24 protein-coding genes are annotated in these 24,113 nt (G+C 39.7%); 14 read left to right on the forward strand and 10 right to left on the reverse strand.

Going from position 1 to position 24,113, the window contains the following annotated elements:
• Positions 1-14: 14 nt before the first annotated feature.
• Positions 15-2,624, reverse strand: a complete 2,610-nt coding sequence (locus H9X96_RS04565; protein WP_187665154.1) for a PAS domain-containing protein — start codon at positions 2,622-2,624, stop codon at positions 15-17.
• Between the two features lie 256 nt (positions 2,625-2,880).
• Here H9X96_RS04565 and H9X96_RS04570 point away from each other — a divergent pair, with 256 nt between their 5' ends.
• The gene (locus H9X96_RS04570; RefSeq protein ID WP_187665155.1) at positions 2,881-5,379 is read left to right on the forward strand and encodes a glycoside hydrolase family 2 TIM barrel-domain containing protein; all 2,499 of its coding nucleotides are present in this window, start codon (positions 2,881-2,883) and stop codon (positions 5,377-5,379) included.
• Positions 5,380-5,439: 60 nt separating this feature from the next.
• On the opposite strand, the gene H9X96_RS04575 is transcribed toward H9X96_RS04570, so the two are convergent.
• Positions 5,440-5,994, reverse strand: coding sequence for a GAF domain-containing protein (locus H9X96_RS04575; protein ID WP_187665156.1), 555 nt, complete (start codon positions 5,992-5,994; stop codon positions 5,440-5,442).
• 395 nt (positions 5,995-6,389) lie between these two features.
• Between H9X96_RS04575 and H9X96_RS04580 the strand changes: the two genes are divergently transcribed.
• Both H9X96_RS04580 and H9X96_RS04585 read left to right on the forward strand, forming a co-directional pair.
• Positions 6,390-6,686: a helix-turn-helix domain-containing protein gene (locus tag H9X96_RS04580; RefSeq protein WP_187665157.1), complete on the forward strand. Its 297-nt coding sequence runs from the start codon at positions 6,390-6,392 to the stop codon at positions 6,684-6,686.
• Positions 6,687-6,739: 53 nt separating this feature from the next.
• Entirely contained in the window at positions 6,740-6,958 is a 219-nt protein-coding gene (locus tag H9X96_RS04585; RefSeq protein WP_187665158.1) for a hypothetical protein, read from the forward strand.
• A 148-nt stretch (positions 6,959-7,106) separates the two neighbouring features.
• Here H9X96_RS04585 and H9X96_RS04590 read toward each other — a convergent pair whose 3' ends face one another.
• Positions 7,107-7,427, reverse strand: coding sequence for a hypothetical protein (locus tag H9X96_RS04590; protein ID WP_187665159.1), 321 nt, complete (start codon positions 7,425-7,427; stop codon positions 7,107-7,109).
• Between the two features lie 384 nt (positions 7,428-7,811).
• Here H9X96_RS04590 and H9X96_RS04595 point away from each other — a divergent pair, with 384 nt between their 5' ends.
• The 4 genes from H9X96_RS04595 (at position 7,812) to H9X96_RS04610 (ending at position 10,932) form a co-directional block, all read left to right on the forward strand.
• Entirely contained in the window at positions 7,812-8,843 is a 1,032-nt protein-coding gene (locus H9X96_RS04595) for a hypothetical protein (RefSeq protein WP_187665160.1), read from the forward strand.
• Positions 8,844-8,886: 43 nt separating this feature from the next.
• Positions 8,887-9,282 (forward strand): ATP-binding protein, encoded by a 396-nt coding sequence (locus H9X96_RS04600; protein WP_187665161.1) that lies wholly within the window; start codon positions 8,887-8,889, stop codon positions 9,280-9,282.
• The gene (locus H9X96_RS04605) at positions 9,282-10,040 is read left to right on the forward strand and encodes a LytTR family DNA-binding domain-containing protein (protein ID WP_187665162.1); all 759 of its coding nucleotides are present in this window, start codon (positions 9,282-9,284) and stop codon (positions 10,038-10,040) included. The genes H9X96_RS04600 and H9X96_RS04605 overlap by 1 nt, the downstream gene beginning before the upstream one ends.
• A gap of 163 nt (positions 10,041-10,203) precedes the next feature.
• Positions 10,204-10,932 carry a polysaccharide lyase family 7 protein gene (locus H9X96_RS04610; protein ID WP_187665163.1) on the forward strand — a complete coding sequence of 243 codons (729 nt, stop codon included), beginning with the start codon at positions 10,204-10,206 and terminating at the stop codon, positions 10,930-10,932.
• A 37-nt stretch (positions 10,933-10,969) separates the two neighbouring features.
• Here the strand turns inward: H9X96_RS04610 and H9X96_RS04615 are convergent, their stop codons facing one another.
• Positions 10,970-11,218, reverse strand: a complete 249-nt coding sequence (locus H9X96_RS04615; protein ID WP_187665164.1) for a hypothetical protein — start codon at positions 11,216-11,218, stop codon at positions 10,970-10,972.
• A 73-nt stretch (positions 11,219-11,291) separates the two neighbouring features.
• Positions 11,292-11,489: a hypothetical protein gene (locus H9X96_RS04620; protein WP_187665165.1), complete on the reverse strand. Its 198-nt coding sequence runs from the start codon at positions 11,487-11,489 to the stop codon at positions 11,292-11,294.
• Between the two features lie 121 nt (positions 11,490-11,610).
• On the opposite strand from H9X96_RS04620, the gene H9X96_RS04625 reads away from it, so the two are divergent.
• The 4 genes from H9X96_RS04625 to H9X96_RS04640 all read left to right on the forward strand — a co-directional run bounded on the left by H9X96_RS04625 (position 11,611) and on the right by H9X96_RS04640 (position 13,653).
• Complete coding sequence (locus tag H9X96_RS04625; protein ID WP_187665166.1) at positions 11,611-12,093, forward strand: zinc-binding dehydrogenase; 483 nt, start codon at positions 11,611-11,613, stop codon at positions 12,091-12,093.
• 173 nt (positions 12,094-12,266) lie between these two features.
• Entirely contained in the window at positions 12,267-12,737 is a 471-nt protein-coding gene (locus H9X96_RS04630; protein WP_187665167.1) for a hypothetical protein, read from the forward strand.
• Complete coding sequence (locus H9X96_RS04635) at positions 12,727-12,930, forward strand: helix-turn-helix transcriptional regulator (protein ID WP_187665168.1); 204 nt, start codon at positions 12,727-12,729, stop codon at positions 12,928-12,930. Before H9X96_RS04630 ends, H9X96_RS04635 begins: the two co-directional genes overlap by 11 nt.
• A gap of 429 nt (positions 12,931-13,359) precedes the next feature.
• Entirely contained in the window at positions 13,360-13,653 is a 294-nt protein-coding gene (locus H9X96_RS04640) for a hypothetical protein (RefSeq protein ID WP_187665169.1), read from the forward strand.
• On the opposite strand, the gene H9X96_RS04645 is transcribed toward H9X96_RS04640, so the two are convergent.
• From H9X96_RS04645 to H9X96_RS04655, 3 genes are all read right to left on the reverse strand, one after another.
• A complete protein-coding gene (locus H9X96_RS04645; RefSeq protein WP_222943828.1) occupies positions 13,646-14,554 on the reverse strand; it encodes a patatin family protein in 909 nt (302 codons plus the stop codon). The two genes, H9X96_RS04640 and H9X96_RS04645, sit on opposite strands and share 8 nt — an antisense overlap.
• Positions 14,555-14,618: 64 nt before the next feature.
• Positions 14,619-15,962 carry an amidohydrolase gene (locus tag H9X96_RS04650; RefSeq protein WP_187665170.1) on the reverse strand — a complete coding sequence of 448 codons (1,344 nt, stop codon included), beginning with the start codon at positions 15,960-15,962 and terminating at the stop codon, positions 14,619-14,621.
• A gap of 207 nt (positions 15,963-16,169) precedes the next feature.
• On the reverse strand, positions 16,170-18,443 hold the full coding sequence (locus tag H9X96_RS04655; RefSeq protein ID WP_187665171.1) for a family 20 glycosylhydrolase: 2,274 nt from the start codon (positions 18,441-18,443) through the stop codon (positions 16,170-16,172).
• Between the two features lie 140 nt (positions 18,444-18,583).
• On the opposite strand from H9X96_RS04655, the gene H9X96_RS04660 reads away from it, so the two are divergent.
• The 3 genes from H9X96_RS04660 to H9X96_RS04670 are packed head-to-tail and all read left to right on the forward strand — an operon-like array spanning position 18,584 to position 22,932.
• Complete coding sequence (locus H9X96_RS04660) at positions 18,584-20,134, forward strand: sulfatase (protein ID WP_187665172.1); 1,551 nt, start codon at positions 18,584-18,586, stop codon at positions 20,132-20,134.
• 26 nt (positions 20,135-20,160) lie between these two features.
• Positions 20,161-21,921 carry an SGNH/GDSL hydrolase family protein gene (locus H9X96_RS04665; protein WP_187665173.1) on the forward strand — a complete coding sequence of 587 codons (1,761 nt, stop codon included), beginning with the start codon at positions 20,161-20,163 and terminating at the stop codon, positions 21,919-21,921.
• 27 nt (positions 21,922-21,948) lie between these two features.
• The gene (locus H9X96_RS04670) at positions 21,949-22,932 is read left to right on the forward strand and encodes an alpha/beta fold hydrolase (protein ID WP_222943829.1); all 984 of its coding nucleotides are present in this window, start codon (positions 21,949-21,951) and stop codon (positions 22,930-22,932) included.
• 61 nt (positions 22,933-22,993) lie between these two features.
• Here the strand turns inward: H9X96_RS04670 and efp are convergent, their stop codons facing one another.
• Positions 22,994-23,554 (reverse strand): elongation factor P, encoded by a 561-nt coding sequence (gene efp, locus H9X96_RS04675; RefSeq protein WP_187665174.1) that lies wholly within the window; start codon positions 23,552-23,554, stop codon positions 22,994-22,996.
• Positions 23,555-23,874: 320 nt separating this feature from the next.
• Positions 23,875-24,039, reverse strand: coding sequence for a hypothetical protein (locus tag H9X96_RS04680; RefSeq protein ID WP_187665175.1), 165 nt, complete (start codon positions 24,037-24,039; stop codon positions 23,875-23,877).
• Between the last annotated feature and the right edge of the window lie 74 nt (positions 24,040-24,113).

Consider the following 24,113-nt stretch of genomic DNA (forward strand, 5'->3'; position numbering starts at 1 on the left):
GGGAAGGATTTCGCTTAATTGGAGTTATTTAAAGGAATAGAAAAGCAGAAAGTGGACCCTTTTTCAATCACAGAGTTTACCCAGATCTTTCCGCCAAGTTGTTTAATAATTTCTGAAGAAATATAGAGACCGAGTCCAAGCCCCGGAAAAGTATGTTCTTTTGTCCCGCTAACCCGATAAAACTGTTCAAATACCCGATCCATCTTTTCTCTGGTTAGTCCGATGCCAAAATCCTGTACACATAATTGTACCTCCGTATCGTGATCTTCGGTGTAGATGATGATTCGGTCTGCATTAGGAGAGTATTTTATAGCGTTCGTGATCAGGTTGATCACTACTTGTGCGATTCTTTCCTTATCTCCAGTCACCATTCTTTTGAAAGAGAGCTGGTGTTTGATCTGATGCCTGCCGGAAGTGAGCTGCATATCTTCAATGATTTCCAGCATCATCTGGTTAAAATCAAATGGTAAATTGTCAAATTCCAATCTGCCTGAATTGATTTTTGTAACATCAAGTAAATCTCCGATTAAACTAGTTAATCTGTTGATCTGTCCATCCATTTTTGACATTAACACTGCATTTTTTGTATCTCCTGCACGATTTAGCATCATTTCTAGTACCTGAGCATAAGCTTTAATACTGGTTACAGGGGTTTTTAACTCATGACTGGCAACAGCAAGAAAGTTGTCCTTTTGTCTTTCCAGTTCTTTTTGATCGGTAATGTCGGTATTGGTTCCATACCATTTAATAATTTTGTCATTGGCGTCTTTTAGTGCTAATGCCCTAACCAGCCACCACCTGTAATTTCCATGTTTGTCCAGCATGCGGAACTCCGTTTGGTAAGGGTTGCCCGTATCTACACTTAATTTCCACCTTTGTGTCACTCCTTTCACATCATCTGGGTGCAGCATCTTTATCCAATTATGGCCAAGAGATTCAGCAATACTAACGTCGCTCCGTTCATGCCAACGGTCATTGATATAATCCAGCATGCCATCGGGATGACTGGTCCATACTACAGCAGGAACAGTATTTGCAAGAAATTCCATTTCCTTAATGGCTTGCTTTAGTTCTTCGGTTTTTTTGTCTACTGCTTTTTTTGCATTTAACTCTTTTCTCAGGTCCCTGGCGATTCCTGCAATGGCCACAGGTTCATTGCTAAGTTCCTGACGGATGATAAATAGCTGTTTATGAATAGGAATAATTTCTCCGGTAACCTGATGGACGAGCTCTAATCTTCCCGACCATTTTCCATGTGTATAGAGTTCCGGAATGATCATGTTACGTATTTCATCAGCGGAAATTGCACTGTGGTATTGGTACAGGTTCGCACCATTGATACTCGCAGGGTTAATGCCGATTAAATTTCCTCCAGCCTCATTGATATAAATGGTATTGCCATCCAGATCGCAGTAATTACAGAAATCTTCAGAGATATCGACGATGGTCGCCAGACGTTTCAGCTCTGCTTTTGCTTTGATTTCCGGGCGCAGATCCCTGGCGGTAGCACCTCTTCCAATGATGGCTCCAGAAAATGGATCCTTGATCAGGATGTAGTTCACATCGCATGGGATTTCCTGTTTGCTGTGGTAATTTCTCAGGTGAATGACCCCTTGCCAGCCGTTTTCTTCAGAAATTTGTGGGATTAAAGTTTGCTGCACACGCTTTAGCTCATCTGGATGGTAGAAATCAGCGGCTGTCATCGTGCTGATATCAGTGTCCTCTGGAACGCCCAGCATTTTTCTGCCGGATTGGTTCATATAGATCAGCCTACCTTCAAGATCGGCAATAGACATATGGTCAGCATTGTGTTTGATTAAAGAAAGCAGCTGCTGTTCACTTAAGCTGGAGGTTACTTCTTTTGTGATATCCATGGCAATACCGGCAAAGCGGTATAGGTTTCCCTGATCGTTGAAATAAGCTTTTCCTTTGCAATGCAGCCACCTCAGCGTCTGATTGAGTTGATTCAATGTCCGATAGCGCAAATCAAAAGCCTCCATACGCTCTGGATCAATGGCTGCTGCAACAGTCAGTGCTACTGTTTCTTTGTCCAGAGGATGGACACAATTCAGCACTGTGTTATAATCGATTTCGTTACTGCCATCGAATCCGAAAATCTCCTGACACCTTTGGTCCCATAAAATTGTTTCATTGCATAGATTCATTTCCCAGGTGCCAATCTCTGCTGATTCCAATGCGAAACTCAGGCGCTCCTCGGTTTCACTGATTCTTTTCTTTGTGATTACGAGTTCTGTGACATCAATTGCGTTGTGAATAATTGCCATCGTTTTCCCATGTTCATCCTTTAGAGCTTTATAGGTGAAATTGAAATAAGAAGTTTTCAACTGTCCGTCTACGATGAGGTTGGCGGCTTCCTGTTCTCCCTGATAGGTGATTCCTGTATCGTAAACTTGCTGCAGCAAAGAAATAAATGGCTGGTCAATCAGTTCGGGAATAGCATCTGCCATTTCTTTCCCTATAACGGAATTATTTTTTCCCCATAGGTCTAGCATTTCTTGGTTTGCAGCTGCTATAGTAATGTTCCTGTTGGAATAAATGGCTGTAGCAGTAGGGTAGGCTTCGATAAGCGCATTAAAGTGTTTTAGATCGTTTTCAGAGTTCATCTGGAGATAGAGATAAGAGTCCAAAGTTACTTTATTTCTGTGCTTTTAAAGAAACAACTTAAACAATAGATATAGGGTTTGTATGATGCAATAAAAACTATATTTTACTCCTTTTAGTGGTGGTAAAGAATATTGAATGGTCTTGTTAGTTTAATAAAAAAAATAAAAAAGGTGGATTTAGTTATATTTAGCCCTTAATATGGTCGATCGCTATGCACAACTGGAAGATGACCGATTATTATATTTAAATATTGATATGAATAAGAATTACTTTGCTGTTATTTTACTATCGTTGGGGCTGTGGAGTAGCGCAGCATTTTCTCAGGGTAGATCTGAACTGTTATTGGAAAAAAATTGGAAGTTCACTAGAGCAGATCAGGCTGATTTCACTAGCATTAAATACAATGATAGTAAATGGCAAAATGTTATCGTTCCTCATGACTGGGCTATTTATGGTCCTTTTAGTGCTAATAACGACAAGCAGCATGTGGCCATTTCACAAGATGGACAAAAAGAAGCTTCAGAACACGCAGGACGTACAGGCGGCTTGCCATTTGTTGGTGTAGGCTGGTATAGGAATACCTTTATGCTGCCTGCTTTTAGTAAAGGTAAAAAAGCTTCGGTCATCTTTGATGGAGCAATGAGCAACGCTACGGTATACTTAAATGGTAAAAAAGTAGGATTCTGGCCTTATGGTTACAATACTTTTCACTTCGATATTACTGAATTTTTAGTGCCTGATCAAGAAAACACACTTGCGGTAAGGTTGGAAAACTATCCAGAATCCTCCAGATGGTATCCTGGAGCCGGTTTATACCGCAATGTTCATGTGGTGGTAACCGAAAGAGCACACATTCCCGTTTGGGGAACACAATTGAGCACACCCGTAATTAATAAGGAGTTTGCGAAGGTTAATCTAAAAACAAAGATGATACCTGGAGAGGTAGATGCTGCTGTTTTTCAGTTGTTTACTGAAATCAAAGATAGTAATGGAAAGGTGGTAGCCAGCGCTAAGACCTCATTGAGTAAATATGATGAGGATACTTTTAATCAGGAGCTGGTGGTACAGAACCCGCAATTGTGGGATACAGAACACCCTGTATTATATAGTGCAGTTTCTAAATTGTATGAAGGAAATGACCTTCGAGATGTGTATACGACTACTTTTGGCATTCGATCGATAGAAATCATTCCTAATAAAGGCTTTTTTCTGAATGGAAAAAGAACCCAGTTTAAAGGAGTTTGTTTACACCACGACTTAGGCCCTCTGGGTGCAGCAGTAAATGATGCGGCCATTAGAAGGCAGATCCGCATCATGAAAGATATGGGGGTAAATGCCATCCGGACTTCTCATAATATGCCAGCGCCAGAGTTTGTAAAGGCTTGTGATGAAATGGGAATGATGCTGATGGCGGAAACTTTTGACGAATGGAGGGCACCAAAACAAAAGAATGGTTACCATAAGTATTTTGACGATTGGGCGGAAAAGGATGTGGTCAATTTGATCCATCATTATAGAAATAATCCGAGTGTAGTGATGTGGTGTATCGGAAATGAAGTCCCTGAACAAGGAATGCTGGGGGCTGCTAAAACAGCAAAATTTCTTCAGGACATCTGTTTCCGTGAAGATCCTACACGTTTTGTTACACAGGGAATGGATCAGCCAGGATCTGTCATCAATAATAATTTTGCAGCAACGATGCAGGTAGCAGGCTTCAATTATCGTCCTTTTACGTATCCTGAGGCTTATAAGAAATTGCCGCAGCAAATTATTCTAGGTACGGAAACGGCGTCTACAATTAGCTCTAGAGGGATTTATAAGTTTCCAGTGCTAAGACGCGCCATGCCTATCTATGAGGACCTTCAGGTTTCTTCTTATGATGTAGAACATTGCGGCTGGTCTGATTTGCCGGAAGATAATTTCATTCAGCATGATGACCTGCCTTATGCAATTGGTGAATTTGTGTGGACCGGTTTTGATTATCTTGGAGAACCAACTCCATATTATACCAATTGGCCAAGTCATAGTTCGTTATTTGGAATTGTAGACCTTGCAGGAATTCCTAAAGACCGTTATTATCTGTATAGAAGTCACTGGAATACCGGAGCAAACACGCTTCATATTCTTCCAAGCTGGAATTTCAAGGATAGAGCAGGGCAAACTACACCTGTTTTTGTGTATACCAATTATCCTGCTGCAGAATTGTTTATTAATGGTAAAAGCCAGGGGAGAAAAGCAAAAGATACGACGTTTACGGTTTATAATACCGGAAATAAGCAGTCGCTGGAGGCTTTTGATCGTCAGAAAAGGTATCGTTTAATGTGGATGGATACTAAGTATGAACCAGGAACTGTTAAAGTGGTGGCTTACGATGCAAAAGGAAATGCGGTAGCACAAAAGGAGATTCATACTGCTGGAAAACCGCATCACCTCGAATTGAAAGCGGATCGTACACAATTGACTGCAAATGGAAAGGATCTTTCTTTTGTATTGGTTAGTGTGGTTGATAAAGATGGGAATCTATGTTCCGAAGATACCAGGGAAATCAGTTTTAAAGCTGCTGGAGCTGGGAAGTTCCACGCGGCAGCTAATGGGAATAGTGCGAGTCTGGAGTCTTTTCAAGCACCAAAAATGAAGGCTTTTAGTGGTCAGCTGACCGCAATTGTGAAGTCTGAGGAAAAACAAGGTGTGATTTATTTTGAAGCTGCTGCGAAGGGCTTGAAATCTGCCGTGCTGAACATTGAAGTGAAGTAATTTGAGGTAGCTATGAACAGGCTGGTTGGTTTTTAATCTAACCAGCCTGTTTTATTCGCTTTATTTCTCAAGTACTTCTAGTTGGTCTTCTGTGTTTACTATGTTTTTTAACCGTTCCTTTTTCTCAATTTCCTGGATGACCATTTCTGCAAATCCTTTTAAAGACTCCACCTGTTCAGCGCTAAATTCCCTCAATTTAGTGTCAGTAATGCATAAGGTACCTATCATAAATCCATCTGAAGTGATTAATGGGGCGCTGGCATAGAATTTAAAACCATATTCTGCAACAATGACTGGATTGGTCAATAGGCACTTTTCTTCTTTAGCATAATGAATGATTAGGGGTTCGGAGTCTAGAATAGCAATTGAACAAAGACTTCTTCCCCTTGATGTAGACTCAGCCCCACTTAGTCCAATCCCTGATCTAAAGAATACATGATTGAGGTCTACTAATGAAATCAAGGCCATTGGACTTTCAAATTTTTTTGCGGTTAGCTGTACAATCTGATCCAATATGGGGTCATCAAAAGCATTGATTACATGGTAACGCTTTAAAGCAGCAATGCGCTCAAAGTCGTTGGAAGGGATGATGTTTCTGTTAAAAATGTTTTCCATATCTGCTTTTTTGGGAATAGACCCGGTTTCTGAATTTTTTTAAGGAAAGCATGAATCAAATAAAGTCTTTTTCTTAGTTAGATTATTTTAATTAAAGTGTAAAATAACAGAATTATTTTAAAAGGTGGCGGTAAAACTTTGTAACCTCTTAAGTAGATCGTCTTTTGGAACAGATTGTTTTATGACGAATGTAACGGCAAAATCTAATTTATAACTGTTCATTGCTAAAACCTATCTTTAAATTTATGGGATAAAGTTTATTTTGGTGTAATATTCAACTAATAATATTGCTTTTTGATATCATATTAGTAATATATAATAAATATAGAGATATAAATTTACTTCTTGTTTGTATTGACAAGTGTTAATTTTAAAAAAGATGCGACATTTAAAGAATGAAAGATTTATTCAAAAAGGACTACGAGATAGTTGGAGAGAATGTAAGAGCCATTCGCAAGGCATTAGGCTTAACTCAGGACGAATTAGCGAATAGGTGTTCTGTTAATTCTGCCAAAATTAGTAAGATTGAAAATGCCAGAACGGATTACATGTTCTCTACGTTATTGGAAATTTGTGAAGGGCTCAAATGCAATTTGCCAGATGTGACTGGGAAAAAACTGGTTGAACAGCCCATTGAGGAAGAAGTAACGTTGCTTACAATTGAAGGACCTAAGGTGCTTTTATTAAATTAATTATTAGCAGAGAACTTTCTGCAATCAGCCCTTCTGGAAAAATAAAGGTACTATTGGCGGATTTCGAGAGTAAACAGTTTAATGGTCCAAATGATCTTTGGATCAATGCTAAAGGAGGAATCTATTTTACGGATCCTCATTATAAGCGTCACTATTGGACACGAACGGGGACTGATTTAAGCAGTGACGATGTTTATTATCTTCCTAAAGGAGCAAAACAGGCGAAACGTGTGGCTGCGGGGATGGTCAGGCAATCTATAGCCTGCCAGTGAATGTAAAAGGAGTAGAATAATTCGTTTAAAGGTGATGAATAGATTAAAATGATCAGGAAGACATCGATGTTAAAATAATAAACCCGGTAGCTTAAACAGCCGACCGGGTTTTTTGTATATCATGTATTATGCAGGTAGTGTAAAGTGATTAATTCATGTTCAGGCGTTTCTCACAATCCTTGATGAACTTATTCCCAAGTTTCTGAACAATCAATTTCAGGCTCCCGTGGCGTCCTGTAGCCGAACAGAAATAGTAATAAGCAATTGTGGCATCATCTAATGCTCCACGGTGAGTAGGGGGAAGTGGCTGATCACAATATTTGGTAAATAAGTCAGTAAAAGTGTCTTCTAATCTATTGTCGGATTTTAAAGTGAGGTAACCTCTGGAATCCCTATAGTTCATAGCCGCATTCAATTCTGCAATGAATTGATCATATTTATGCGAAAAATCAAAGTCATTCTGGTTCATATTTGGTTAGTTTAAATTTCCGGTAATCCCCTAACTTGCTGATTTGTTGCGGTGTTTTGCTAAGGAATTACAATACAATATACTGAGTTTGTTTTATTTTACCTAATTAATTTCAAAGCATTACTAACACGCGCCCAGCTGAACTTCGGAACGTCATTTTTAAAGAAACGGGACTTCAGACTGATGGAATGATTTATTTTTCTGAAATTTTAAGGCTTTTGTTTATTATTGATAATCTTTGCGATTTGGGGAATGATTAGGTTTTATTCCCAGTAAGTAACCCAATTCTAGCTGAGGAAAGCCAGTTGCTCATTGTAGGTTGCTGCCGATCGCGTTAACATACATTTTTGTGGTGTAAATGATTAACCCCTAAAATTAAACACCATGAAGAAAAACTTTTTACTGTCATTAGTCTGTCCGATCATAGGCTTCATGTGCACACCCGCAGCATTTGCACAGAAAGGAAATCCACCTTTTGGAAATCAGATCTACTTCAACAATTATTCGACAGATGTAAACTCGAAAATGCGAAGACCCAGTACGATTAGTGCGGCTGATACGGCTGTTTATCAGGCCTTCACTATGCTTTCGCCCGATCCTCTTTCTCCTAGTGAAAATTTTGTTCCAAAAAGCCCGATTATGTTGGGTGTAAAATTGAGCCCCAGTTTAACTAATTTTTTTCCAGTGGATGTAAAGTCGATATCTAAATCTTATTCCAGTTATTTAATATCAGACGGTTCTGAGGCCATATTAATTGCGGTGGGGATCAACAAAGAAAATGTAGGTGATTATCGTTACCGGGTGGTGGAAAATGACAGTGTCGAATTGGTGCCATGGTCTAAAATTCCTGCATTAGCGCAAAATTATGGCGCGAAACAGCCTTATGGATTTATTGGTAAATTCCAATCACCAGGAAAACAGGTGTTCGTAGAGGTGGTCAACATCCATAATTATGGAATTAGGGATGGGGTGATTTTTGATTGGCGTACCAGTTTTAAACCGGTTCTTCTTCAAATGGGCGTGCTGCAGCCAGAAAGTAAAAACACAGCAACGGCATATTATAATCTCCTGGCAAGAATACCCAATCCTGGTCTTGCAAGTAAGTATGACCCTATAACAAATATTCCTTTAAATTTTGCCTTCCCTGTGGATCGCATTAGTAACATGACTTTGTACTTTAAAAATCATGAAACGGTGATGTACTCCATCTTTTTGATTAGTAAAGTAAAAGGAAGACCAGATACCACCGAGCTTAGGGAAGTTTTTAGAGACGATGTCTTTGAACTGGATAGTAAGTATTATCAGAACCCAGGGAAATATGAAATTCTAATCCAGAGGGCAGGGGACGTGGGTTGGTGGCCCGAAAGCCAAGTCTTACGGGTCCCATTTGAAGTAAAACAGACATGTTCTAGATAGCGACAAAGAAGAATTAATCAGTCTGGAAGATGAATTGCAATTAATGTCTGATTACCTGCAAATGGAACAGCTTCGCTTTAACTTTCAATATGAAATTCAACTGGATGACCGAATCAATCAAGCCAATGTGGAGATTCCTGCGATGTTATTGCAGCCATTTATAGAGAATGCCGTAAAACATGGAATAGCTGGCTTAAAGGGGGAAGGGGAGATTTTGTTGGCCGTCAGCTTAAAGGGAAACGATCTCTTATTTACGATAACAGACAATGGGAAGGGCTTCGATGTTCAAGCAAAAGCATCCGGTTACGGATTAAAATTAGCGGAAGAGTATGTAGCTTTACTTTGTCAGATTTATAAAGAACAACCTACAACATTACATATAGATTCAAATGAAAAAGGGACAACTAGTCGCATTCAATTATCAAACTGGAACCTCTAATGATTAACGCAATTATAATTGACGACGAGCAGCATAATATTGAAAATATAAAAAACATCATTGATAAGTACAGATCAGATATTACAATTGTTGCTGTGGCGGAGGATGCGGATGAAGGGATTTCTGCAATTAAAGCCTATACTCCGGATCTGGTTTTTCTGGACATACAAATGCCTGGTAAATCGGGCTTTGAGCTGTTGAGCAGCTTGCCAGGATTGAATTTTGAGGTGATCTTCATTACTGCGCACGATAAATATGGAATTCAGGCCATTAAATTTTCTGCGTTAGATTATCTGCTAAAGCCGATTAACATTAAGGAATTTAATGAGGCAATTGATAAGGCAAAGCAAAAGATAAACACCAAAAAACAGAACCATCATATTGAAAACCTGCTGGAATACCTGAAAGCCGGAAATAAAGAGAGTCCTAAGATTGCCCTGCCCACCTTAAAAGAGATTATGTATGTGCGCATTGCCGATATCATTCGCTGCGAGGCGACCAACAATTACACCAGCTTCTTCCTGCAAAACGGAGAGCAGGTACTCGTTTGCAAAACATTAAAAGACTTTGCCGAACTACTACGACCTCACCAATTCGTTAGAACACATCAATCACATCTGGTAAATATTCAATTTGTGAAAAGTTATCTCAAAGAAGATGGAGGTACCTTATTGCTAAATGATTTACAAAAAGTACCGATTTCCAGACAAAATAGGGAATTGACTAAAAATGCACTAAAAGCGGCGCTCACCATTTAATCTTAATTTACCCTTTATTCAATCAATTTTTCTTAAAATACATCAGATCTCTGCCAATCTCGTTCAACAAATGGCTAATCGAACAGATCTTTTTATGGATCAGCAACTATAACTTTATGATTAATTAGAGAACTAACAAATAATAAATTATACATTTTATAAAATGATGAAGCCAAATTATTTAATTTATCTGCTCCTTTTATCACTTTCTTTGAATACTTCCTGTAGAAAGAAAAATGTGATTGATACCATTGTCGATGTCAACGAAACTACTGATTTTTTGGGTAGTGACTGGACACTGTATACGCCAGTGAAGAAGATCCATCTGGATGATGATGTCGGACTGAAAACTTATGCCTGGACTACCTACAAATCTGCCTGCTCGCCCCTGATCTGTTCTGATTACAGTTATGATAGCAGCACGTTCACAGAAACATTTCAGATTTTAACAACAAAGTCGAATCGTTCAGAAATTCGGATAGAGGACAATTACAGCACAGGAAGCAGACAGTTTTCAGGCTATCTTAAATTTGATGCGCCGCTGAATGATGAAAGTCTAATGCAGATTTTTGGCAGTACCTCAGCAAACGCGACACAGCTGATGATTCGTGGATTTGCCGAGAATGGGGGAACACTGAAAATTTCTAATAGCTCAGTTTTAGCCACGGGCGTATACAATAAAGAAGTTCATGTCAATGTGATTCACTTGCAGGAAGACACTGGAAGCAAGATGGTCGTTTATATAGATGGCGAAAAGAAGTTTGAAAAGCCTGACGGCGAAAGTGCGACTAATTATATGAAATACGGATGTTATGGTACCATGAAAACCGGTAAGGCTGTGGTACAATGGAGAGATGTGAAGTTTTATAAGAACGGTACAGCGCCAGATTAAATCGCTTAAAAATGGATGCAGCCCTGCAAAGGGCTGCTTAATTTAAAGTAAAAATAAAATCTGAAGCAGCGCTATTGCCCACATAAAATTTAATCGTCGTTTTTGGGCTTTTTAATAATGGGGCATAGGGACCAATAAGGTCGGAAAACTGCATTTTTAAAACGTCCATATCTGTGTCTTCAGGTACACGAATCAATAAATCACCGCCACTTGACCTGATTTTCCAGTCTTTAAATGCTTCTTCAGTTTGGAGCATCTTTTTCCATTCTTGTTGGTACTTGCTCATGATGGTGTTTCCTTTTTTATTTTCATTCTGTGGCTAACCAGGCTATTGAGTTCCAATTCTTGCAGGTCTTTCGTCAGCATCTTAGCGGAGATATTTCAATCTCGCGCTGGATCTTTTTGAAAGTATTGTTTTCCTCCAGTCTCCCATTTAAATACCGTAGGATCCTGAGCAGCCATTTGCCGCCTAAAACATCGAATGTATCGTTTAAAGCCAGCCTTTCCTGTGCACAGGTTGCCTCTGTTGTGATGCCTTTTTCCTTAACGGTTGCCATAATGATTTTAATTAAGCAATGAGTTACCTCGGGTTAACCCATAGCAAAAATAAGCTTTTCAGGAATAATTTTGTACTTATGAAACAGGATAAAATGAAAGCAATTGTCTTAAAAGGATTTGGTGGTGCCGAGAATTTTGAATTTACTGAGGATATGCGGACATACCAATATGCTGGTTACCTCGGGAAATCCTAAAAGTCAGGAAACTCTTATAGACAATCGAGCATCACCCTCGCAAATTGTCGACTACCATAGCGAAGATTTTGCACAGCTGATCGTGACTAAAAACCAAGGAAATCCTTTTGATGTCTGTGTTGATCTGGTAGGCCTGGAGCCGTCAGAATTATGTGCCCAGGTAATCCGTGTAAATGGCAGGCATGCAAAGGTAACGGCCTTCGAAACTCCAAAAGCCAGGTCTAACTTCTTTGATAGAGGAGCTACTGTATACCATATTTCAAACTATGCTTATTCGCTTTCTGATCATTTAAAATGGTACGGAGATCAATTGAGCAGAATCGCTGAAATGCTGGAAAATAAAAGTATTACCAATCCTCGAGAAGAAAATACAACTCATGGAAAAAAAATAGTGATGAATATCTACTAAATATAAAGAAAGAACATTGGTGATAAAATCTAGATATCTAGTCATGTAATGGCTGTTTTTTGAAATATATACAAGTAAAAAGGACAAATAAACAGGACATAAAGTAAAGTGTATTTTACTTTATGTCCTGTTTATTTGATATTAATGTTTTATGTTTATTAAAAAAACGCTGTATGAAAAATAATCTCTTATTACCCAGTAAGTACAAGGTATTTGGCTGGATTCTTTTTTTAGTATCCGCAGTATTATACATTTATTGCTGTTTTATTTATCCTAGTATGAATGATGGTAAAAATTTAGATATCCCTGGTTTTACCTGGAGTTATCCCAGTCTGTTTACTTTTGGAGATAATGAACTGACGACGGCAATATTTTCCAGCAGTGTATTGATTGGCTTATTGATGATCTGTTTCTCCAAGGAAAAAAACGAAGACGAATATATTTCCTTAATTAGATTACGTTCCTGGCAATGGGCAGTACTATTTTATTTTGGTATTTTATTTTTTGTGAATTTATTGGTTTATGGAATAGAGTTTTCAATTTTTTCATTGTATAATGTGCTCACCATATTTATCGTATTCATTGTTAAGTTTTATTATAGTTTGTTTAAGTTAAGTAGAGAAAGGTTGATAGATGAAAAATAACATGCGGGTCTTGAGAGCGATAAAAAACATCACCCAGGCAGAACTTAGTGATTTAATCCAGGTTTCCAGGCAAACCATCAATACCATAGAATCAGGGAAGTACGTGCCATCCACAGTCCTCGCTTTAAAAATGGCCAAAGTTTTCAATGTTCTTGTTGAGGAGATATTTGAATTGGAACCAGAAGATGAGTGATTTTAATAATTAAATATAATTGAGTTACAATTGAGAATAGCTGAAACCCCTGATATGTCAGCAATTTCTTAAAAAAAAGCCATTTAAATGATGGATAAGATGACGATCTTTAGCGGCTATGAAGGATTATGTTTTTGAAATTAAGTTGAAGGTAAGAGATTATGAATGTGACCTACAGGGAGTGGTCAACAATGCAGTGTACCAATCTTATTTAGAACATGCCAGACATGAATATCTCTTGTCTAAGTCGCAATCCTTTAAATAAGGTATGTTTCAGGTTGGTATTCTACCTACAAGAAGAAACAAGTTAAATTAAAATTAGCAGAGGAATGGGGAAAGGAGCAGGTTCAAGACAGGGATTTTGACCGTATTTCGCTTTATAATGATCACCAGATTAAAGCTAATGAGGGACATTATTTAAAGACTAAATTGGAAAGGATCGCTGGAGCAAAAGGAGTACTAGAATTTCTTATTCAAAATAATAACATGGTGATGGTGGCTACGCATGACCTCGAGCTCGCAAATTTGCTGAGCCCAGGATATAGTCTTTTCCATTTCTCAGAAAAGGTGGAAAATGAAGGATATGTTTTTGATTATAAAATAAAGACCGGGCTCCTTCAAACGAAGAATGCAATTAGGCTACTGGAATTATTTGGTTATCCGGAAGTGGTGATAAATTCGGCTAATCAATACCTCGATTCCAGGAGAAATGAGATCAATTGATCTCAATCACCTTAGGATTTAAGGTATTTTCCTCACCGCATTTATAGCCTAAATCCCACCAATGTTTCATCTGTTCCGGATCAAAGATCAAGGAATTGGAAGTCAGCGCATCTAAAGGGTGGTAAAAATTCAGTTTCACCTTTTTATTTAGGCTTTCCAGCTTTCCGATGGTTAAATCATCCAGGCCTATTTGGTTGAGCATAAAGCCGAAAATCCGGTAAGTTAAATCGAGGGCATTATGGATAGCGGGGGCTTGCTGCAGGCTTCGGTCTGATTTTAAAACGATCACATCAATATCTGTTGCGCCTCTTTGTATGGCTTCATAGATGGGAATTAAATCACCCATTCCACCATCTGCATAATCATTGCCATTTTTTGACACCAAACTCATGAATGGGACCAAAGAAGTAGAGGCCCAAATCCAGTCGCAATAATCCTCATAACTATACTCTTTTGCCAGTTTATACTCTACTGTCATTTTAGTAAGATTTGATACCGTCACGATCACATCACGGCCAGAGTGCTGTATGTTTTCATAATCAACCCGGCTGATGGTTTTTTTGATCAGATTTCTTAGATTCTCACTTTCTCCAAAGGTCATCTTTTTTTTTAAGAACATCTTTAAGATCCCCAGATGATTGATGGTGGTTTTGAAGATCCCATCTTTCTTTTTGATAATAAAAGGATCTATATTGAAAATCTGATCTTGTGTGACTGCAGTAAATACTGCTTTCAACTTGTCTATTTTACCAATAGAAAGTAACGGCACTAATAAACTCCCAGTAGAACTGCCAATAAATATTTTATAATCATGCTTACAAACAGTAATTAAATATTCAGCAAGGCCGCCGGCAAAGGCGCCCTTACTGCCACCTCCGGAAATGACTAAAGCTCTAATCATATTTTTGATGATTAATTTAATGATTTTTTTGGAGTAATAAATAACTGTAATTACGTAGCTATAACTACGCCAGATTTTGATAAGCACACCTCCCTTTGTGGTACAATGCTTTAATCGTTGATTGTCTGGCTACTGCTTCTGCCGAACAGCTGGCTTCTACCAAGTTAAAATCTGCCTGATCACCTGGTTTTGGCCATTGCTGATTGCCCTGCTCATCTAAAGGAAGCACATGATTCGTCGCAATTTTCAGGCACCTGGAAAGTTCCAGTTCTGTGGAATACCCATAAAGCTGTGCCATTAAATTCGCCTTTTGCAGCATACTGCCAGTCCCAAATGGACTCCAATGGTCAACCACACTATCAGTACCGGTCATGACAGCAACACCGTGTTTGTATAAAGTAGGAATTGGCATGATCAACCCGCCAAAAGGAATCGTTGAAATGATCCCGATTTTTGCAGCTGCCAGTTGTTCGCAAGTCTCGTCCAGTACTTTACCCTGAAGTTTTCCCAATGCAAAGCAATGACTAAGAAATGTTTTTCCCTTAAGTTCAGGACTTTCATTTACTTTTTTGATCAGATACTGAACGGTTTTGAACCCACTTTCTCCAGATTCATGTAAATGAATGTCAATTCCTCGTTTGTAATCCAGCGCCAGCTGCACCGTGAAATCTATAGATTTCTCAATGCTGCCATCAATAGTCTGTGGATCTAAACCCCCGATAAAATCAATGTCCATCTGGGCCGCTTCTTTCATTAAACCTTCCGATTTTGATTTGAAAAGTCCATGCTGAGGAAAAGCCACGATTTCTACTCCGAAACTATCTTTTTTATTTTCAATAGCTTTATAAAGATTCTTTAAGGAGTTTAATTGAGAAGTCGGTTCAATATTCACATGACTTCTGGCAAAATTAGTTCCCTTAGATTGCAGCAATTCAATGATACTTTCAGCTCGGGCTGTGGAAGTCTTCAACATTTCCGGCAGGATTTTTTCCTCCAATGCAATCATGTCCTGTACAGATCGCTGACGTTTGGAAGTCGCCTTCCATTGTCCTCCATAATAGGTCTTGTCCAAATGAATGTGCATGTCTTTCATCGCAGGTAATAGGAGATAGCCTTTTGCATCTATAGCTCCCTTTATATTGCTGTTAGGCCCGATGGACTTGATTTTTTCATCTTCAACGACCATTGAAAACAAGGCGGTTTTCGTACCTGTGACTTCAATATCATCACGCTGAAATCCAGTTTCTAGCAGTACGTTCTTAAAAATAAGTGGTTTGGAAGAGGGTAGGTGGTCTGGTGTCCCCATAGCATAAGTTGAATTAGGAATAGCGCTGGCGGCGATGCCATATCCAATTGCGCCCATCGTTTGTTGTATGAATTTTTTACGTGTCAGCTCTTGATTACTCATGATGATTGATGAAGATTATAATAACAAAGTTAATAGGTATCTGCTGAATTTACAGGTAAAAATAGGAATGGATTGACCTTACAAAATTTCTGCATGAATCAATACCCGCTGAGATCAGCAAATCAGAAAAGAAAGCTGAACAAAATAGAGTTGACCTAAAAAAAAGGCTGCAGCTGCAGCCCTTTTTTTAGGTCAAAAAATCAGGTGTTAATCATGTGCAAAATCAGCTGCACTTACTGTTTTACGCTGACCATCAGGGCCAACATAGTCCAGCGCAAGGGTGTAACCACCGCCACCTTCAATAAACAATAATTTGAAAGGGTGGTAGCCCTTACCTAAGGCCACCTGTGCCGACTTTTCAATCGCACTATGTAAACCATCATTATCTACTAACAATTTGTTGTTCAGGTATAAGTTACTGCCGTCATCTGCACGCAGGTAAAAGGTATAAACACCATCCTCGGTTGCATAAAAATAACCTTCATGCTGTGTTCCAAAAGTAGGTGCCTGTTCTTTCACTGGAATCTCAATAGCAGCGGTAATGGCATCAGATTTTTTATCTACCTCCTTAATCTCAGTAACAGATTTATAAGACTTAGGATAATAAGAGAATTTCAAACCTTTTTCCGCTGTAGCTAAGGAAACTCCTTTTGAATAGGCTTGCTGGTCGTAATCAATGGTATAAACTTCAGCCATCTTTCCATTCGGACGGAAGGCGGCAATTTTCAGCTGTGTCGGTTTATTGATCAGTAACTGACCATTATATACCGTTGAATTAACCGTTGGATTTTTGCCATCAGTGGTGTAACGCAAGATAGAACCAGCTAATGGCTTGACAATATTCAACGTCGTCTGATCTACAAAAACACTTTTCGGAGAAAAGCCAGTCAGGTCCGGCTGACGGTAATTGATATTCATCGCATCCAATAAAGGATATTGTGCATTCATTCTTTGCTCAAAAGAAGTCCAATTCTTTTCACTGCTGCTCCAAGCCACCTCAGAAAGTGCTTGCATTCTAGGGAAAATCATGTACTCTAAACGTGCTTCAGAAGGGATGTATTCTGTCCAGATCCCTGCCTGAACGCCCAATACCAATTTCTCTTCTGCTTTCGTAAATCCGTAATTGTAGGGATCAAAGCCGTATACCTTTTTCAAGGATCCTGCATCTTGCTGAAAATCAAAATAACAGAACTCGCCAGGCATCATGATCATATTCAAGCCTTTTTCTGCCGCATGTTTTGGGGCTTTTGGCAGCCATGCTCTCCAGTACATCATCGTAGCAGTAGGAGATACGCCACCTTCCAGGATCTCATCCCAGCCGATCATTTTCTTACCTTTACTGTTAAAGAAACGCTCCATACGGTGAACGAAATGGCTTTGTAACTCTTCCACGCTTTTTAAGTTTTCGCGTTTCATCATTTCCTTGCATTCCTCAGATTTGGCCCAGCTGTCTTTTTCTACCTCATCAGCGCCCAAATGAACATACTTGCTTGGGAATAGCGCGAAAATCTCCGAAAACACATTCTCCGCAAATTCGTAGGTGGTCTCTTTACAAGGACACAGCGGCTCTGAGAAGGTTTTCCCCTGCTGACTAATCCCTGAAGCAGTCAACCATGGCATGAGCTTCGTAGCGGCCATCATATGGCCCGGCATGTCTATCTCAGGAATCATTTCTACGCCGCGGGAGCTCGCATAGTGAATCAATCCGCGCATTTCTTCCTGTGTGTAAAATCCACCGTACATGCGTTCGCCATCAATGGTTTTGAAATGTTTCTCCGGAAGGGCATAATCAGGATTGTCTTTCGCCAGCTTCAAACAAACCGAATCCTGACCGTTAAGCTTTCTCCAGGCACCTTTTGATGTCAGTTCCGGGTATTTCTTAATCTCTATACGCCAGCCTTGATCATCCGTCAGGTGGATGTGGAATTTGTTAAACTTATACAAGACCATACGGTCGATAAAGGTCTTTAAATAAGCGATGTCGAAGAAATGTCTGGAAACATCAAGGTGGATGCCGCGCCATGCAAATTTCGGCCCATCCGCAATCTTCACCGCGGGGACCACAAAAGAAGCAGCGCCAGGTTTTAAGGCAGCAGTGCCAATAAGTTGTTTTAAGGTCGAGATGGCCCAAAAAGCACCTTCCGGGCTGGCAGTCAGGATGGTCACCTGACTAGGTTCTACCAGGAGTTTGTAACCTTCTGCTGCGGTAATTCCCACATCTTTCTTAATCAGGATAAAATTAGGGCGTTTGGTACCTGCTTTTAAACCAGCAGTAATCTGCTGCAGTTCTTTAGTGGCATCCGCAAACCCAGCACCTCCACCATTGCGGATCACTGTGTTCTTGTACCAGTTGAATTGACCTGGCATGTTTTCCATCTGCGCAGGTTTAGGAATAATCGGGTAGGCCGCTTCCTGTGACAGCACCGAAAAACTGGTGCCAGCCGATAGGAAACAAATTAGTAAAAATCGTTTTAGGTTCATTTAAATCGTATTGTGTGTACTCAAAATAACTAAAAAATATCCGAACAAAGGCCAAAAAATAGCAGAGTTTCATCCTAATACTTCCCTAATTAATTACTCTAAAAGCTTTTTTTCTTAAAAGAACACGCTATTTTTAGAATATGAAATTGTATCGTCCGAAGCTCCAACGCATTTTGCTCTATTTTTCCCTTATTTTTATCAGTACCACAGGCCGTATTTATGCCCAAAAAAAGCCAAATATCATTGTATTTCTAGTCGACGATATGGGTTGGCAAGATACTTCTTTGCCTTTTTGGACGCAAAAAACGCCCTTAAACGAGCGTTACCATACGCCAAATATGGAAAGACTTGCTAAAGATGGAGTCAAATTCACGAATGCCTATGCTACCCCAGTATGTACGCCAAGCAGAGTCAGCATGATCACAGGAATGAATGCGGCCCATCATAAGGTCACCAATTGGACCTCGCCGCAATTGAATGTTTCTTCAGATAACGCGGATGAGCAGTTTGCAGCTGCCAGCTGGAATTATACAGGGCTAAGCCCTAAAGCAGGGATTCCAAATACAATCTATGCCACTCCATATCCGCAATTACTAAAAGATGCGGGATATTTCACGGTTCATGTTGGAAAGGCGCATTGGGCATCAGTAGGTACTCCAGGCGCAAGTCCCTACAACCTCGGTTTTATCGTAAATGTTGCTGGGCACGCTGCCGGCCATCCTCAAAGCTATTTTGCGCAGGATTATTACGGCAACAAGCCCGGGAAAAATACGATGCAGTCTGTACCGGATTTAGAAGAATATTATGGTTCAGATACTTTCTTGACAGAAGCACTAACGCTGGAAGCCATAAAGGTATTGGATGGGCCGATAAAGAACAAACAGCCTTTTTATTTAAATATGGCGCATTATGCGGTACACGATCCTTTGCAAGCTGATCCTCGTTTCTATCAAAAATATGTAGATAAAGGTTTAGATCCGCAGGAAGCCAAGTATGCGTCTTTACTGGAAGGAATGGATAAAAGCCTGGGTGACATCATGGATTACCTAAAAGCAAAAGATGTTGCTCAAAATACCATTATCATCTTTATGAGCGACAATGGTGGGCTCAGTCTGACGCCGACAAGAGGAGGTTTGCCACATACACAAAACTTGCCGTTGAAAGCGGGTAAGGGATCTATAAATGAGGGAGGTATCCGAGAACCGATGCTCGTAAAATGGCCAGGGGTGGTGAAAGCTGCAACCACTGCCAATCAGTATGTCATCATAGAAGACTTTTTCCCCACCGTATTGGAAATGGCAGGGATAAAACAATATAAAACCATTCAGGAACTGGATGGTAAAAGTATAGTACCCATTTTAAAGAACGTAAATTATACCGATAATGAACGTACATTATATTGGCATACCCCGAATAAATGGATCCCTAATGATGGGCCAGGAATTAATTATAAATCCGCCATCAGAAAAGGAGATTGGAAGTTAATTTATAACATGCGAGATGGTACTAAAGACTTGTACCATCTAAAAACGGATATCGGAGAGCTAAAAAATCTGGCGTTGGGAAACCCAGAAAAAGTTAAAGAATTGTCTACTTTACTAGCTGCACAATTGAGAAAATGGAAAGCGCCTATGCCTATTGTTAAAAGTACTGGAAAGCCAGTAGCAATGCCCGACCAGACCGACCAATAAGACCTGAAAAGAACCTAAACAAACAAATGAAAAAACACCTGATATCCATGATCATTATCATGGTCTTAACTATTTTTAAATCAGCAGTAGCACAAGAAAGTAAAACCTGGAATCCTGCAGCAGATACCCTCAATGTTGTTCATGGAAGAGGCTGGGAAAAAGGCTACAAAAGCAATTACGATCGCCTCCCTGCAGATGCAGAGAGAAAGGTTCGGGCAGCAGTGTGGAACCTGGCCGAAAATAGCGCCGGACTCCACCTGAGGTTCAAAACGGATGCGGAACAGATCGTGGTTAAATTTACAGTAAAGGGTGCCCATCAAATGCCGCACATGCCGGCTACTGGAGTGAGTGGAGTCGATTTATATGTGAAAGATGTAAATGGCAAATGGCTCTGGTGTGCCGGTAAGTTTGCTTTTGGAGATACCATTCAGTATCGATTCTCTAATATTTTGGGAAAAGAAGGTCAGGTGAAAGACCGGGAATATAAATTATACCTGCCGCTGTACAACAGTGTAAAATGGATGGAAATTGGACTTCCGAAGGAAGCCAGCTTAACCAAAATCCCCGTACAGCAGGAAAAACCAATTGTAGTATATGGGACTTCTATCGCACAGGGCGCCTGTGCCACAAGGCCAGGGCTGGCCTGGACTTCCATTACCGCAAGAAAACTGGAACGGCCAATGGTAAACTTGGGCTTCTCAGGAAACGGAAAGCTGGAGCCCGAAGTATTGGATTACATCACGCAAATAGATGCAAAGCTGTATGTGGTCGACTGCCTGCCAAATCTAATCAGCAAAGACATGAATGCCACACTGAGTAAAAAGATCGTGGATGCCGTCCGTCAGATTCAGCAGAAAAGACCCGGAGTGCCTATTTTGCTCACAGAACATGATGGCTTTGCAGAGGCTGAAATGCAGCCCATCAGAAAAAGAGAAATTGAAACCATCAATGGCATCCTTAAAAGTACAGTAGATTCCCTGACAAATGCAGGGGTTAAAAACCTGTACCTACTTTCCAAAACAGAAATTGCGCAAGACATTGAAAGTATGGTAGATGGTGTACATCCCAATGATATCGGTATGATGAACTACGCCATTGCTTATGAAAAGAAGATTAAAAGTATTTTTAAAGAAGCAGAAGGCCGGATATCTACCACCATTCCTGTTACCCAAAGGAGAGATGCGAATACGTACGATTGGGAAACTAGACACCACCAAGTTTTATCGTATACAGCAGCACATCAGCCAAAACTCGTGTTCATCGGAAACTCCATCACCCATTACTGGGGAGGACAGCCCGCTGCTCCCCTTGCAAATGGCAAAGATTCATGGGCTAAATACTTTGGAAATAAAAACGCACTGAACATGGGCTTTGGATGGGACCGAATTGAGAACGTGCTATGGCGTGTCAATCATGGAGAACTGGATGGTTTTTCTGCTCAACAAATTGTACTGATGATTGGTACCAATAACCTGGAATTCAATACAGACGAAGAGATTTTGCAAGGCTTGAAAAACCTGATGAAAACTATTCAGGATAAACAGCCCAATTCAAAATTATTGCTGGTAGGCATCCTGCCAAGAAAGGGTATGGAGGCCAGAATTTCAAAACTGAACCCGCAGATGGCAAAGCTAGTTAATGGAAAAGGATTGAAATATGTAGATGCTTCAGCAGTTTTTCTAAACCCTCAAAAACGAATTGATGAATCCTTGTTTTCTGATGGGCTGCACCCAAATGCAATAGGATACGAGCGTTTAGGGAAAATCCTGTCCGCACAATTATTTTAAAATTAACTGACCAGATTGATAACTACTATGATGAAGCAATTGACGTTACTTTTTGTATTGATATCTTCAGTTGCAATTGGAAAAAGCAGACCCCTAGAGAAAATCATCCCGATGAAGATCGATACTACAGCAGTGGTGTCGATATGTGGGATAAAACAGTTTATTAAAATCCAGGGAGCAGATAAGGAAAAGCCCTTGCTGCTGTTTCTTCATGGCGGCCCAGGGACTTCATTGATTCCCATGGCGGATGCTTTTACAGACCAGCTAAAATCAAATTTTGTGGTGGTTCAATGGGACCAGAGACAAACCGGAGAAACCTTAAAGCTGAATTCATCTCCAGAAAAACTATCCTTGTCTTTACTGCAAAAGGATACAGAGGAACTAATCAGCTACCTATTGCAGCATTTCAATCGTAAAAAGCTGTTTCTGCTTTCCCATTCCTTTGGCTCAATGTTAGGCTTTAATTTTGCCGCTAAGCATCCGGAATCACTGTATGCCTACATTCCAATCAGTGCGATCGTAGATCAACGTAAAAGCGAGAAATTAACGATGGAAATGTTAAATAAATGGGCAAAGGAAACCAAAAATACGGAGGCCATAAAAGAACTCGCCATGGTAAAACTGCCATTCGAGAAGGAAGATGATTTATTCTATTCTCAAAAGTGGCTGTTCATTCATAATGGGGTCGATTTCGCTAAAGAAGAGGCTTTCAAAGCAAAGTATCACGATTGGCTGGCCATTTGGTTCCCCATGTGGAAACAAGCAGTGACCAACAACCTTTTTAAAACCCTGCCTGCATTAAACTGTCCGGTCTACTTCATAGAAGGAATTGGCGACAAGCAAAAATCCCATTACCTCGTAGGAGACTATTACAAGTTTGTAAAAGCACCAAAAAAGGGCTTGTTCTGGTTTAAAAAATCAGGACATACCGTATTTAATAGCGAGCCAGAAAAACTGCAGCAGGTCATCATTGAGCAAATTCTGCCAGCAGCGTTACCATCAACTCCATGATTTTTCACATAAAAAAAGGCGGCTTAAATACTTCAGCCGCCTTTTTTAGAAATGAAATTCCTTATTTCACACGCTCCACATATTCACCTGTGCGTGTATCTACTTTTAATTTATCACCTTCGTTTACGAACAATGGAACTCTGATTTCGATACCATTTTCTGTCGTTACCATTTTCTGAGCACCAGAAGAAGTATCGCCTTTAACTGCTGGTTCTGCATAAGTAACTAGCAATTCAACGAAATTTGGAGCTTGAGCCATGATTGGTTCTTCACTTTCAAAAGAAACGATCACATCCATTCCCTCTTTCAGGAATTTTGCTGATTCACCGAATAATTCTTTAGCAACACTAAACTGCTCGAAAGACTCATTGTCCATGACTACAAAATAATCACCTTCTTCATATAAATATTGGTAGTCACTAGTCTCTACGCGGCAAATTTCTACTTGCTCATCAGTTCCTAAGCGGGCTTCCACAATTTTTCCAGTTTTAATGTTGCGAAATTTACCTAAGTAGAATGCGCCACCTTTACCTGGGGTACGGTGTAAGATTTCAATAACTGTTACCAGTTCGCCGTTAAAACGTAAAATGTTTCCTACTTTAATTTCAGATGCCTTTGCCATATAAATGTAATTGTAAAATTTGAGTCCAAATATATGTGCTTTTTTGGTTATTTATACTTTTGACAGCTAAGAAATTGCGCTTTCTTTTAAGAATTTCATTTAAAAGCATAGTCCTGCAGCCCCATTCTGGTCATATTATTCTAATAGACATAGGATTTACTGCGGTCATCAGGGCTCCGAACTTAAAAGCAAGATCTTTCTTAACGCGCGAAAAATTCCGCAGCTTTAAAATCTGGAACCCATTATGAAGTGTAGAAAACTGTTGGAATGAAGGCGCTGACTGCTGAGACTCAGGTAAAGATGACGGGGATAGACGATTATCATTTGGCTTCAGCCATGGTAGCAGCTAATTGGTTTTGGCTTTCCTCAGAAAGTTTTAACTCTAATAGCTGTTGACATTCTTCATAATCTTCAATAGTTACTGCGTTATCCAATGCCATCTGAAGCAGAGATAACCTGATTTCTTGTTGAACTGTATCTTTCATTTTTGTAAGTTGAAAGGTGAAGTTGAAAAATTTTGCACGTATACATTATAGTAATGAAAGGCTATTAAAATTTT

The sequence above is a fragment of the Pedobacter sp. N36a genome, assembly GCF_014472395.1.
In the GTDB taxonomy this organism is placed as follows: Bacteria; Bacteroidota; Bacteroidia; order Sphingobacteriales; family Sphingobacteriaceae; genus Pedobacter.